Source organism: Dyella sp. (assembly GCF_036746095.1).
In the GTDB taxonomy this organism is placed as follows: domain Bacteria; phylum Pseudomonadota; class Gammaproteobacteria; order Xanthomonadales; family Rhodanobacteraceae; genus Dyella_B.
The window spans coordinates 36545-49056 of sequence record NZ_DAIOEU010000015.1 but is presented as its reverse complement, the minus strand read 5'-3'; the positions used below and the strand labels follow the sequence as shown (position 1 = coordinate 49056).

The 12512-nt window shown below is 62.4% G+C and carries 13 protein-coding genes; 8 read left to right on the top strand and 5 right to left on the bottom strand.

The features are described from left to right. Window positions 1-83: 83 nt before the first annotated feature. On the top strand, window positions 84-569 hold the full coding sequence (locus tag V7M64_RS09005) for a DUF456 domain-containing protein (protein WP_333678745.1): 486 nt from the start codon (window positions 84-86) through the stop codon (window positions 567-569). Window positions 570-639: 70 nt separating this feature from the next. After that, window positions 640-2427 (top strand): DUF885 domain-containing protein, encoded by a 1788-nt coding sequence (locus V7M64_RS09000; RefSeq protein WP_333678694.1) that lies wholly within the window; start codon window positions 640-642, stop codon window positions 2425-2427. 250 nt (window positions 2428-2677) lie between these two features. On the opposite strand, the gene V7M64_RS08995 is transcribed toward V7M64_RS09000, so the two are convergent. Next, window positions 2678-3607, bottom strand: a complete 930-nt coding sequence (locus V7M64_RS08995) for a hypothetical protein (protein ID WP_333678693.1) — start codon at window positions 3605-3607, stop codon at window positions 2678-2680. 588 nt (window positions 3608-4195) lie between these two features. Here V7M64_RS08995 and V7M64_RS08990 point away from each other — a divergent pair. Then, the gene (locus V7M64_RS08990) at window positions 4196-4858 is read left to right on the top strand and encodes an energy transducer TonB (RefSeq protein WP_333678692.1); all 663 of its coding nucleotides are present in this window, start codon (window positions 4196-4198) and stop codon (window positions 4856-4858) included. 104 nt (window positions 4859-4962) lie between these two features. On the opposite strand, the gene V7M64_RS08985 is transcribed toward V7M64_RS08990, so the two are convergent. Then, window positions 4963-5247 carry a hypothetical protein gene (locus tag V7M64_RS08985; RefSeq protein WP_333678691.1) on the bottom strand — a complete coding sequence of 95 codons (285 nt, stop codon included), beginning with the start codon at window positions 5245-5247 and terminating at the stop codon, window positions 4963-4965. A gap of 225 nt (window positions 5248-5472) precedes the next feature. Between V7M64_RS08985 and V7M64_RS08980 the strand changes: the two genes are divergently transcribed. From V7M64_RS08980 to cls, 3 genes are all read left to right on the top strand, one after another. Beyond that, the gene (locus V7M64_RS08980) at window positions 5473-6051 is read left to right on the top strand and encodes a cysteine dioxygenase family protein (RefSeq protein ID WP_333678690.1); all 579 of its coding nucleotides are present in this window, start codon (window positions 5473-5475) and stop codon (window positions 6049-6051) included. A gap of 38 nt (window positions 6052-6089) precedes the next feature. Continuing rightward, the gene (locus V7M64_RS08975; RefSeq protein WP_333678688.1) at window positions 6090-7457 is read left to right on the top strand and encodes an FAD/NAD(P)-binding protein; all 1368 of its coding nucleotides are present in this window, start codon (window positions 6090-6092) and stop codon (window positions 7455-7457) included. Between the two features lie 79 nt (window positions 7458-7536). Beyond that, the gene (gene cls / locus V7M64_RS08970) at window positions 7537-8937 is read left to right on the top strand and encodes a cardiolipin synthase (protein WP_333678686.1); all 1401 of its coding nucleotides are present in this window, start codon (window positions 7537-7539) and stop codon (window positions 8935-8937) included. Window positions 8938-9120: 183 nt separating this feature from the next. Here cls and V7M64_RS08965 read toward each other — a convergent pair whose 3' ends face one another. Next, window positions 9121-9504 carry a hypothetical protein gene (locus tag V7M64_RS08965; protein WP_333678685.1) on the bottom strand — a complete coding sequence of 128 codons (384 nt, stop codon included), beginning with the start codon at window positions 9502-9504 and terminating at the stop codon, window positions 9121-9123. 87 nt (window positions 9505-9591) lie between these two features. On the opposite strand from V7M64_RS08965, the gene pncA reads away from it, so the two are divergent. Continuing rightward, a complete protein-coding gene (gene pncA, locus V7M64_RS08960) occupies window positions 9592-10227 on the top strand; it encodes a bifunctional nicotinamidase/pyrazinamidase (protein ID WP_333678684.1) in 636 nt (211 codons plus the stop codon). Between the two features lie 212 nt (window positions 10228-10439). Here pncA and V7M64_RS08955 read toward each other — a convergent pair whose 3' ends face one another. Together V7M64_RS08955 and V7M64_RS08950 are read right to left on the bottom strand one after the other, a co-directional pair. Then, entirely contained in the window at window positions 10440-10628 is a 189-nt protein-coding gene (locus tag V7M64_RS08955; protein ID WP_333678743.1) for a CPXCG motif-containing cysteine-rich protein, read from the bottom strand. Window positions 10629-10635: 7 nt separating this feature from the next. Continuing rightward, entirely contained in the window at window positions 10636-11355 is a 720-nt protein-coding gene (locus tag V7M64_RS08950; protein ID WP_333678683.1) for an HAD family hydrolase, read from the bottom strand. A 101-nt stretch (window positions 11356-11456) separates the two neighbouring features. On the opposite strand from V7M64_RS08950, the gene V7M64_RS08945 reads away from it, so the two are divergent. Continuing rightward, the gene (locus tag V7M64_RS08945) at window positions 11457-12368 is read left to right on the top strand and encodes an ion channel (RefSeq protein WP_333678681.1); all 912 of its coding nucleotides are present in this window, start codon (window positions 11457-11459) and stop codon (window positions 12366-12368) included. Window positions 12369-12512 lie beyond the last annotated feature (144 nt).

Sequence of the window (12512 nt, the reverse complement as noted above, 5' to 3'; positions counted from 1 at the left end):
GCGTTCGCCGGAATGACGCCAGGCTTCGAGATAGCGCCGACATACTCGAGGCAGTTCCATTCAAGGACCACCGCATGCTCTTCATGGACATCGCCCTCTACGCCCTCGCCATCGCCCTGATCATCGGCGGCCTGATCGGCACCGTGCTGCCCACGCTGCCGGGCATCCCGATGATCTTCGGCGGCATCTGGCTGGCCGCGGCGCTGGACGGCTATCAGCACCTCGGCGTTGCCTGGGTGATCGTTCTGGGCGTATTGGCTGCCATCGGCGTGGCGGTGGATTTCATCTCGGCCTCGCTGGGCGCCAAACGCGTGGGAGCAAGTTCGCTCGCTATTTGGGGCGCCTCCATCGGTACCTTCGTCGGCATGTTCTTCGGCATCCCTGGACTGGTGCTCGGTCCCTTCGTCGGCGCCCTCATCGGCGAACTCATTTCCAGCAAAAGCGTGCTGCGCTCCGCCCACGTCAGCATCGGCACCTGGCTTGGGCTCTTGTTCGGCACGCTGGTAAAGCTGGTGCTGTCGGTGGTGATGGTGGCGCTGGCGGTGGGCGTGTGGCTGTTCAACCTGTGACAGGTGGGGCATGCACGGCGCGTGCGATGTCGCATAAGCTCGCCGTTCCAACTCCACAGGGATATTCGTCATGCTGAAACGTCTCGCCTTGGCCGCGGCGATCGCCGTGGCTGCTACCGGCACGGCTTACGCGCAAGGCACCTCCCCGTCTTCCTGGGTCGAGCGCAGCAATCAGGACGCGCAGGCCCTGCTCACCGTCCAGGCGCAGTTCAATCCCGAGAACGCCACGCAGATCGGCCTGCCGGGTTATGACGACAAAGTCAGCGACCTGAAGCCCGGCACCGATGAGCGCCAGATCGCCGCCCTGAAAGCGGCACAGAGCAAGCTCGAAGCCATGCTGGCTGCCGAGCACGACCCCAATGTGCGCCAGGATCTGCAAATCATGGCCAAGGCGGCGGCGCTGAACATCGAAGGCATCCAGCTCAACGACAAATACCTGCTGCCTTACGTGGATGTGGGCCAGCTGTTCTTCGGCGGCGAGTTCTACCTGCTGAAGGACGACGTGGATCCCAAGCGCCGAGCCTATGCAGTGAAACGCCTGCAATGCTACGTCGGCAAGGCACCCGGCTGCACGCCCTTGACGCAACTGGCCGAGGCAAGAACCACCGAGCGCCTCTCCGACTCGCACCTGCTCGGCCCCTACAAAGGCAACGTGGACCAGCAGCTCGCCAACACGCAACGTTATGCGAAGGGCATTCGCGATTTGTTCGTGAAATACAAGCTGGACGATGCCGACGGCAAGGCCGCACTCGATGCGATGGACGCACAGCTGAAGGATTACGATGCATGGGTACGCAAAACGATCGTGCCGCACGAGCGTACCGACTTCCGCGAGCCTGAGCCGCTGTACGCCTATAACCTCAAGGCAACCGGCATCGACATACCAGCCGACGACCTGATCAAGCAGGCGCAACTCGAATTCATGGAAGTGCAGCAGGCCATGGCGGTGATGGCGCCGGTGGTAGCCAAGCAGGAAGACATTCAAGCTTCTGACTATCGCGACGTGTTGAAAGCGCTGAAGCAGCAGCAGCTCGGCAAGAACGACGTAGAACCCTGGTATCACCAGGTTATCGCCAGGATCGAGGACACCATCCGCCGCGAACACATCGTCACGCTGCCCAAGCGCGAGATGCAGATGCGCGTGGCTTCGGAAGCGGAAGCGGCTTCCACGCCCGCGCCGCACATGGACCCGCCGCCACTCATCAACAACCACGGCGAGCGCGGCACCTTCGTGTTGACCATGGGAAATCCGGCAACCGGCAACTCGTCCAAAAACAGCGACAGCTCCGACGCCTACGACGACTTCACCTTCAAAGCGGCCGCCTGGACCCTCACCGCGCACGAAGGCCGCCCGGGGCATGAGCTGCAGTACTCGGCGATGGTGGAACGCGGCGTATCGCTGGCGCGCAGCCTGTTCGCCTTCAACAGCGTCAACGTGGAAGGCTGGGCGCTGTATTCCGAAGCGGAAATGTTGCCGTACGAACCACCGGCCGGCCAGTTCGTCACGCTGCAATTGCGTTTGATGCGCGCAGCACGTGCGTTCCTCGATCCCATGTTGAATCTTGGCCTGATCAGCAAGGAACGCGCGCATGACGTATTGCGCCATGACGTGGGCCTGTCCGAAGCGATGACACGCGAAGAACTGGATCGCTACACCTTCAACAGCCCCGGCCAGGCCACGGCGTATTTCTACGGTTACATGCGCCTGCAGCAGTTGCGCTTGCAGACCGAGCTGGCGCTGGGCAAACAGTTCAACCACCAAGCCTTCAACGATTTCATCATCGGCCAGGGCTTGCTGCCGCCGGATCAGCTCGCCGAAGCGGTGCGGACGCAATTTATTCCGTCGCAGAAGAAGTGATGCTTCGGCCCGGGGACAACTCACGCGTAAAACTGTGGCGACGCTCACATCTCCGCATTTGTGAAGATCGTCATCACATAAACTCAACGGTTCATCAAGCTATCTTTCTGGAAGATAGCTGTCACGGGTATCGCCTCCCCGATATCCGTTAATCCTGCAGCCCCGCACCCCCGCGGGGTTTTTTTTGCGCCCAGAAAAGGCATGAAAAAAGCTCCCCCGCCTGCGACGGGGGAGCCGGTGTGATGGGAACTCAATACTTCAGGGTTACGCTGCTGGACGTGGTGGAGACGTTGTAGCTGCATTGCGGCGAAGCCGAGCCGACCGGATAGTCCGCACCCCATGGCGTACTGGAAATCTTGGTGAAGGCGGTGTTGTAGACCGCGATGCTTGAGTACGTAAGCGGCGAACTGGCAGGCAACTGGTTACAGCTGCTGACTCCGTAGACCTCCATCACGCCGCCGAACACCCACCGCAGGTTGCCATAGGGGCTGGTGGTAAGCGTGGTGCTCTTGCCGGTGGTGACGTCCTTGGAGGTGATCGTCCAGGTGCCGCAGCTGTTGGCGGCCTTGCACTGGGTGGTGCCCAGGATGGTGTCGCCCACATTCACGTTGATCGGACCGCTGTAGTAGGTCGTACCACTGACGCAACAGTTCCAGCTGGACAGCGTCCACACCGTGCCGCTGAACGCGTCATAGCCAAGCACCGGCTGCAGGATGCTTTCCACCGTCGGCAACTGTTCCAGGCCCGGGAAAAAGTAATCGGTCTGTCCGGACTGGTTGGTCGGCGTGCTCGGCACTTTCCAGGTCGCTACCAGCTTGCCGATGTTCACCGGGCTGTCGTAGTTCGCATCTTCCACCCAGCCATTGATGGCGGGTTTGCGCACCGCCGAGATGGGCGGCAACGAGAAGCTGCCGTTCGCTTCCACGCGCGTACCGTCGAACCGGTAGTGCGCCTGCGTACAGGCCATCGGTTTGCGCAGCATGCCATTGGCCGATTCGATGCTGCCGTCGGCATGCAGCGTTTCGCCTTCCGCTATGCGTTGCACGCACGATGGCGCGAAGAAGCCGTTCGGCGTCACCACGTAATCGGTCGGCACGCCTTGGGGCCGTGCGTTGGCGGCGAACTCGCTGATCGCCTTGGGCGTAAACGATTGACTGGCGTTGTCCGCGGCAAACGACATGCCGCATGCGCCGAAGACCGTCATTGCAATGAGCGCGCATGCGCTCTTCCACGATATCCGCGATTGATTAACCGGTTTCATGACACGCGTCTCTCCTCTTTAAGAAAAAAATGAGCGAACGCGTTCCTTCGCAAACGAAGGGTTTTTTCACCGCTCGAGGTGAAGCACGAAACACAAGAATCCCCGAAAGGGTACCCGGACCGTCCCTGTCGCCCTGGCGGGCAGGGCCGGGGCACTCTCGCGGCGAGGATGTGCAACATGGGTGAAGAAAACGCCGGCTTTCACGCGATTTAGACGAGTAACCGCTCAAAAGCTGAAGGGCAGCACAAATCTCAGGGCGGCGGATACCTCTCCGTCCATGTCTCCGAGCTGTCGCAAATCTATAGGGGCACGGACGCCATCCTTTCTCTCGTCGCTCCGACTGGCTGGAAGTCCAACAGCCAGCATGCGAGCCGTTCACGCCATAGGGACGCCTATTGCACAAACCCAAAAAGCAGGCATACGCTGAAGCCGCATCCACACGATCCCCCCGTGTCCCCACACGGCGTGGCGGGTGCCACAACCACATCGTCGTCAGGAGGTCGTCTTATGTCGTCCGCAGGCCTGGCAGTCGTTCGTCGTGCGCATCATCCAGACATGGTGCGCGTGGCTGCGCTCAGCGCAGCCATTACCCTCAACCTTGCCGCACTGGTCTTCGCACTGCGTCCGTTGGCGCCGCAGACTGCCGAAGTGTTCAAAGCCCCGCCGCCCACGTTCGTGGACGTCATCGCCCGGCCACCGCCGCCGCCTCCACCACCACCCATCGTATTGAAGGCTTTGCCCAAACCCGTGCCGGTGACGACGCCGGTGCACGTACCGGTGGTGCGGCATGAATCTCCACCCGTGGTCGACACGCCACCCATTACCGAACCCTCGCACAATGCCGTGCCGGCAACACCGCCAGTGGTGGCATCGCCACCCGCCATCGCGCCGGGCGTGGTCTCGCTCGCCTATCGCTCCTCACCGTTGCGCTTTCCCACACAAGCCTTGCGCTTGCACATGCAGGGTACGGTATTGCTACGCGTGCTGGTGGATGAAAACGGCAAGCCGATCGACGTAATCGTCGACCACGGCAGCGGTTATCCGCTATTGGATAAAAGCGCACGCGAACAAGTGCTGGCGAGTTGGCGGTTCCAGCCGGCGGTGATGGATGGCCATGCGGTCAAGGCGTGGGCGCAGGTGCCGGTCAGTTTCGTGTTGCAGGACATGTAAGAGACAGGGTTGGGGAGTAGGGAATGGTCAAGGGCGAACTGCGGCGTGTGCCGCGGCATTGCGCTTGCTGTTCCCTATTCCCCTTGCTTACCGATGCGTCCCGGTCAACGTGGCACCGGCGTCACCGCCGGCTTGCGTGCCAGGTGCACGATCGTCCATACCAGGCCGAACAACAGCAGCGCCGGCAGCAAGACCGGCAACAGCGACAAGGCGATCACCGGCAACACAAGCAGCATCACCACGCCGCTGATCACGATGCCAAGCGCGCCGGCAAGCAGGCTGAACAAGCCGCCGATCAAACCAAAGGTGAGCTTGAAGGCCAGGCCAACCAGCGAGCCTACCAACCACAGTCCGCCTATCACCAGAAAGATTGCCATCAGTTCGATCATGTCCGTTCCTCCGACGTCGGTACGCGTTCGATGCACGACGTCCGACAAAGGTTTAAGGAATTGTCCGCAAACATGCACAACCTGCGATCGTGACTTGAGCAACGAAACTATAGGAGGCCGCACACGCGGTTCCATGCCTCGGAAGTCATGCTCGCTCCAGCCTTACGACCATTTAACGGCGTGCATGCTCCACTTCCAGACATCTGCGGTCTGCTTACGAGTCCCATGCGTACATACCGAAATAGTCTTAAAAACTTGCGCGATATTGCACTTGCGTATTCGCTGGAAAAGAGTCCGGACCTAGCTTCGCTGTCACGCGAACTGGGCGGTATTGTGCATCGCGATGCGCGGGCGCTGGCCGCCGGCCTGTCCGATTTGCGAACGCACAACCGTGGTTTCGAACGCTGGATGCTGGCCCGCCGCGGCCATCCCGGCGTGAGTGTGCTGGTGATGGCATGGCCGCCCGGCTATAGCTTGCCGTCGCACGATCACGCGGGTTTGTGGGGCATTGAGATGAGCCTGTACGGCGCCCTCGAAGTGGAGTCGTGGACGCGAGCGTCCACCTCCGAACCGTGGCAGTTGCGCGGACGCGACTGGCTCGGTCCCGGCGATGCGACCTGGTTCGATGCGGATCCGCCATACATGCATCGCTGTCGCAATCTTTCGCGGCAGGAAACGGCGTTGACCTTGCACGTGTATGGCGGCGACCTCGAGGATTACGCCACTTACGAGCAGGTCGGGGCAGAGCCGTACTGGCTGAGCTTGCCCCAACGCGCTCGCATCGCCGGCCCGCTTCGCGCCTGATATCAACCTAAAGCCCGATCATCGTTTCAAGGAGTGACATGTTTCGACGCGTCGCCATCATTGGCGGCGGCGCCGCGGGAGCCATACTGCTCAGCGAACTGCTGGAGCGCCCCACGCCGCAGCCTCTGCATCTGGATTGGTACACCGGCGGCGGCACGCCAGGTCGTGGCATTGCCTATGGCACGCGTTCGGTACGACACCTGTTGAACGTGCGCGCCGCATCCATGGGCATGTTCGCCAGCCGCCCCAACGGCTTCCTGGAATACATGCAGAAGCGCGACCCCGAAATTTCCGGCACCGACTTCCTGCCGCGCTGCTGGTACGGCGAATATTTGGAAGGCGAAACGGCGAACGCACTGGCGCGCGCCAAAAGCCAGGGCCATGACGTGCGCATCGTGCCATACGCCGTGGAGGCGATGGTGCCCGAAAACGATGGCGTCACCATTTTCCAGGGCGAAACCACCACGCGTGTGGAAGCGGCCGTGCTTGCGCTCGGCACGCTGCCGCCGCGTCCGCTTCCCAACGTGGATGACGCGGTGTTGGCGAGCGGACGCTATGTGACGCAACCCTGGCCGATGCTGGCCGAAGCCAAGCCGGATACGCAGGCCTATCACGTCGCCGTGGTTGGCCTCGGGCTCACCGCGGTGGATGTGATCATCGAACTGGCCGCGCTGTGGCCCAACGCGCGCTTCACCGCCATCTCCCGCCATGGCGTAATGCCGGAAGTACATCAGGCCAATGCCTCGCTGCCGTTCGAGGATAGCGAGGAGCTGATCGAAACCATGCGCGATGCCCCGGACATCCGCACCTGGATGCGTCTGTTGCGCGAAGCCATCGAGCATACCGACGACTGGCGCCGCGTGATCGACAGCCTGCGCCCGCATACGCCCGCACTGTGGCAACTGCTGCCGCAAGCAGACCGCGCGCGTTTCCTGCGTCACGCACGCTGGGCATGGGAGCGCGCACGCCATCGCCTGCCGCAAGAAGCGGCGCAATCCATCGCCGAGCTGGAGCAACAAGGCCGCCTGCAACGGCTGCGTGGCCGTCTGCACGGCGCGACGCTTGCCGAACGCGGCCCGCAACTGGCGTACATGCCCCAAAGCGAACACCAGGCGCGCACGCTCGATGTGGATCTGATCGTGCAAAGCGTCGGCCTGGACAACGACATCCGCGGCACGCAACACACGTTGCTGCAGCAACTGCTTACCAACGGCCACATCCGCCCCGATCCGTTTGGCTTGGGGATACAGGCCGCGCCCGACGGCCGCCTTCTGCACGACAACAGTGCATGGCCGCGCTTGTATGCGATCGGCAGCATGCTGCGCGGCACGTTATGGGAATCCACCGCGATGCCGGAGATACGGCAGCAGGCGCGGCAGCTGGCCGACCGCTGGCTGGCGGAGTGATACGTCCCTCCATGACGGCACGGGGGTGACGGGGGCAGCAGAGTACCGATGCCCCACCCGTCATGCTCTACTTCCCGCCATGACGCTCTCAGCACTGGTCCCGCTGCTCGCCTTCCTGCTGCATGCCGCCGGCATCCTCGCCGCCATGCACGCAGTGATGAATACGCGCACGCCGCAAGGCGCGTTCGCCTGGGCACTCGGGTTATCGCTGCTCCCTTACTTCACCTTGCTGCCGTACCTCTATCTCGGCCGCAGCCATTTCCAGGGTTACGTCACGCTGCACCGCGTGCACCGCCAGCGTCTTTCGCAGGCAGCACAACGCGGCGAACGCAAGGAGATCCCGCCATCGTGCGACCGCTACAGCGCGCTGGTGCAAATGATGCACGGCACGTTTCATCCCGGCCAGCAATTGAAGTTGCTGATCGATGGCGAGGCGACGTTCGAGGCGATTTTCCAGGCCATGGCGCGCGCGGAGAACTGCATCCTGGTGCAGTTCTTTATTTTTCATGACGACGCCCTCGGCCAGCGCATGCAGCAGGTGTTGCTGGAACGGGCCGCGGCCGGCGTGCGCGTGTTCGTGTTGTTCGATGGCATCGGCAGCCACGCCCTGCCCCGCCACTACGTCGACACCCTACGCAACGGCGGCGTGGCCATCCATTCGTTCGCGACGCGGCGGCGCCCCAATCGCTTCCAGCTCAACTTCCGCAACCATCGCAAGATCGTCGTGGTGGATGGCGGGGTCGGTTTTCTCGGCGGACTCAACGTGGGCGATGAGTACCTTGGCCTCAAGCCGCCGCTCGCGCCATGGCGCGACACCCACCTGCAACTGGCCGGTCCGGCAGTGGCCGACCTGCAACGCAGCTTTGCGGTGGATTGGCATTGGGTCACCGGCGAATTGCCGCCCCTGCTGCCGGCAACACCGGCGGAGGGCGGCGCGCATACGCTGATCGCCGCCTCCGGACCGGCCGATCCGCAGGAAAGCTGCTCGCTGTTCTTTACCGTCGCGATCAACGCCGCCTGCAAGCGGCTGTGGCTCAGCACGCCGTACTTCGTGCCTGACCAGGCAGTGCTGTCGGCACTGCGACTGGCAGTGATGCGCGGGGTGGACGTGCGCGTGCTGCTGCCTTCGCGCCCGGATCACCACACCGTGTTTCTCGCCTCCATCCTGCATGCGCATGATGCGATCGACGCCGGTATTCGCATCTATCGCTATCAACCCGGCTTCATGCATCAAAAAGTGCTGCTGATCGACGACGACACCGCCTGCGTCAGCAGCATGAACCTGGACAACCGCTCGTTCCGGCTCAACTTCGAGATCGGTGCGTTGAACGTCGATCGCGCGTTTGCCGAAGAGGTGGAACGGATGTTCGTGGCGGACTTCGCCAGGTCGGTGGAAATCACGCGCGACGAATATCGCCAGTCGGCTTATCTGCGGAAGCTCGCCATGCACGTGGCGCGGCTGTTTGATCCGATCCTGTAGGAAGCGTTTGCACACACGCAACCATTCCAAATCGTCATTCCGGCGAAGGTGGAATCCGGTCAAAATATGGTGTGCGCAAGCACACTGCATAAAAACGTTTCGAGCGCTTCGCGCGGCGTATGTGTACTGGATTCCGGCCTTCGCCGGAATGACGACAACAGGCATCAAGGTGCGGGAGAACCTTCAATCGCCACGCAACGCACCGCGCCAGTCACCGCCGCGCAACAGCCACCCAAGCATCGCTCCCACCAGCGCGCCAAGCAGTTCCCAGAACACGCGCAAGCCGATGTTGTCCGGGTCGTGCACCTCTGCCAGCCGCACCTTCAGGTATTGCAGCGAGTTCATGTTGGCGTAATTGAAATAAATCAGGTCCCACATATCGCCACTGGCCGTCAGCAGCAGCGAAACCAGGAAGGCGATGGCGATCATCCGCAGCGGGCTCCAGCCCTGCTTGCGGCCAACGGCATACGCGACCAGGTACACCAGCACGGCTACGGCCGCGCTGATGCCGCCCGCTTCCAGGCCGCCCACCAGTCCATAGCCCATCCACGATTGGTCGTAATGCATCTGCCGTTCCCGGGTTCTTGAAGCGATCGCTTGCATTATGCCGCCGCTCCGCTGTGGAATCTTGCGACCACCTCACCGGACCCTTGCATGCATGCCCAGGCCGCCTTGATCGTTGTCGACGTGCAACCGGATTTCATGCCCGGCGGCGCGCTGGCCTGCCATGAAGGGGATGCCATCGTTCCCGGCATCGACCGGCTGCTGCGCCGGCGTCTTTTCGGGCAGGTGGTCGCCACGCAGGACTGGCATCCGGCCGGACATGTCTCTTTTGCCAGCACGCATGCGGGAAAAAGCCCGTTCGAGCAGATTCCGCTGTATGGCCATCCGCAGACGCTATGGCCCGACCACTGCGTACAGGACACCCCGGGCGCCGCCCTGCATCCCGCCATCGACTGGTCGCCGGTGGACCTGATTCTGCGCAAAGGCAGCCATGCGGCGGTGGATTCCTATAGCGCGTTCCAGGAGAACCACGGCCCGGATGGACAGCGGCCTCGCACCGGGCTGGCTGGGTGGCTCAAGGAGCGTGGCGTGAGCGAGGTGTATGCGGTGGGACTGGCGCGGGACGTATGCGTGCTGTGGACCGTGCAGGATGCGCTGGCGGCGGGACTGCGGGCGCGGGTGATCTGGGACCTGACGCGGCCGGTGACGCCGGAGAGCGATGGGGCGACGCGGGCGACGTTGGAGGGAATGGGAATCGGGATCGCGCAGTCCCATGACTTGCGCTGAAGCCAAAACCCCTCTCCCGGGGCCTGATTAGCGCCAAGTCTCAGCTGAGCCGCTTTTTAGAATCTCGCGGGAAACCTCGTCATCCCGGCGAAAGCCGGGACCCAGTGTCTTTCGCCTTGAAGTCGCCGCCTTTCGCCGGGCGACGATATAGGGAGCGATCGATCCGGGACACAACGCAATCAAGTCCCTGGGGGATAGGGGAGTAAAGCGCGTCAGACGTCGTCTTCGCCCGCCACGCTCACACGCACATCCTCATCCGCCCCGATCCACACCGACACGCTGATCGGCCGGCAACACACCTGGCAATCCTCGATGTAGTGCTGATCACCCGCCGAGGCATCGACGAGTATCTCAATGTGCTCCCCGCAATACGGACACTGGATCGTGCGTGGCGTCAGCATGTCCATGTCATGCTCCGGCGCGCTCGGCCAGCTGCGCGATCGCCGCGGGAATGGCCGCAGGCGTGTCGACGGTCAGCATGCGTGGCGCATCCGCCTCGCCCAGGCCGTTCTCCATTTCGTGCTCCCACGTCACGTGATAGGGCATGTGCACGCCCCAGCCGCCCAGGCGGATCACCGGCTCGATATCCGAGCGCAGCGAATTGCCCACCATCGCGAACTGCGCCGGCTCCAATGAAAACTCGCCAAGCACACGGTGATAGGTGGCCGCATCCTTTTCCGAGACGATCTCGATGCGATGGAACAGATCCGCCATGCCGGACTGCGCCACTTTCTTTTCCTGATGGAACAGGTCGCCCTTGGTGATCAATACCACCTCGTGATGCTCGGCCACGGCGCCGACCGCTTCGCGTACGCCGGGCAGCAGCTCCACCGGGTGTTGCAACACCGTCTTGCCGACCTCCACCAAGGCATGAATGTCGGCGGCGGAAATGCGGCCCTGGGTGATGGCGATGGCGGTTTCCACCATCGACAGCGTCATGCCTTTTGCGCCATAGCCGAACAGCTTCAGATTGCGCCGCTCGGTGGCCAGCATGCTCGCCTGCACATGGCTGTCGCCCACGTCCACGTAGCGCCCGACAAGCTCGGTGAAGCGCACGCTGGCTTCGCGGTAATAACCCTCGCTGTGCCAAAGCGTGTCGTCGCCGTCAAAGCCGATGAGCTTGAGCATGAGCCGTCCTTCGGATGGGGTTGGAAAGCTTACCGCGCCAACCGTGCCGGCGCATGCGAGAGTTACAATCGCCTGCAGCATTGACGCGGGGGTTGGGAACGATGAATGGCAATCGGGCAGGGGCCTTCTGGCAACGGCCGCGCGTCGTGCAGATCGGCGGACGCCCGTTCGTCTCCCAAGGGTTGAAAGACCATTTCTGGGACGACTTCTACCATCGCGCACTGACCATGAGCTGGCCGGCATTCTTTGGCGTGGCGATCAGCGTGTTCCTGATCTTCAACGCCTTGTTCGCGATGATCTACCAGGTCGACCCCAACGGCATCGCCAACCAGTTTCCGAAAGGCCTGGCCGGCGCGTTCTTTTTCAGCGTCGAAACGCTGGCCACGGTGGGCTATGGCGACATGCATCCGCAATCGGTCTACACGCATGTGATGGCCACGGCGGAGATCATCCTGGGCATGGGCAACATCGCCGTGTTCACCGGCCTGATCTTCGCCCGCTTCTCGCGCCCGCGTTCCAAGATCCTGTTCGGCAAGCATCCCATCGTGCGCATGATCGACGGCAAGCAGACGCTGATGCTGCGCGCCGCCAACATGCGCCAGAACCTGATCGCGCAAGCATCGGCGCAATTGCACCTGTTGCGCCTGCACGCTTCGCCGGAAGGTTTTCAGATACGCCGCATCGAGGACCTGAAGCTGGTGCGCGACCAGCATCCGATCTTCATGCTGAGCTGGAACGTGATGCACGTGATCGACCAGAGCAGCCCGCTATACGGTGCTTCACTGGAAAACCTCGAAACCAGCGAAGCCGCACTGCTGCTCACCATCGAAGGCGTCGACGAAACCACCTCGCAATCGATGATGGCGCGGCAGCAGTGGGGCATCAAGGAAGTGCGCTGGAACCATCGCTATGTCGATCTGGTGCACCGGGATAGCGATGGCGTCAGCATCATCGACTACAACGTCTTCCATGATGTGCTGCCGCTCGATGAGGAAGAGCAGCAACTTTCTTGATTCGCTCTCTCTCCTTTGGAGAGAGGGGCGAATCTCGCGATAGACGTGAATGTTGCTTGGGCAAAGAGCGTCAATCCATCAACGACGATTGAATTTACGGCGGCGTCGCCCCACACCCTGCCCTCCCCGGAGGGGAGAGGGAAA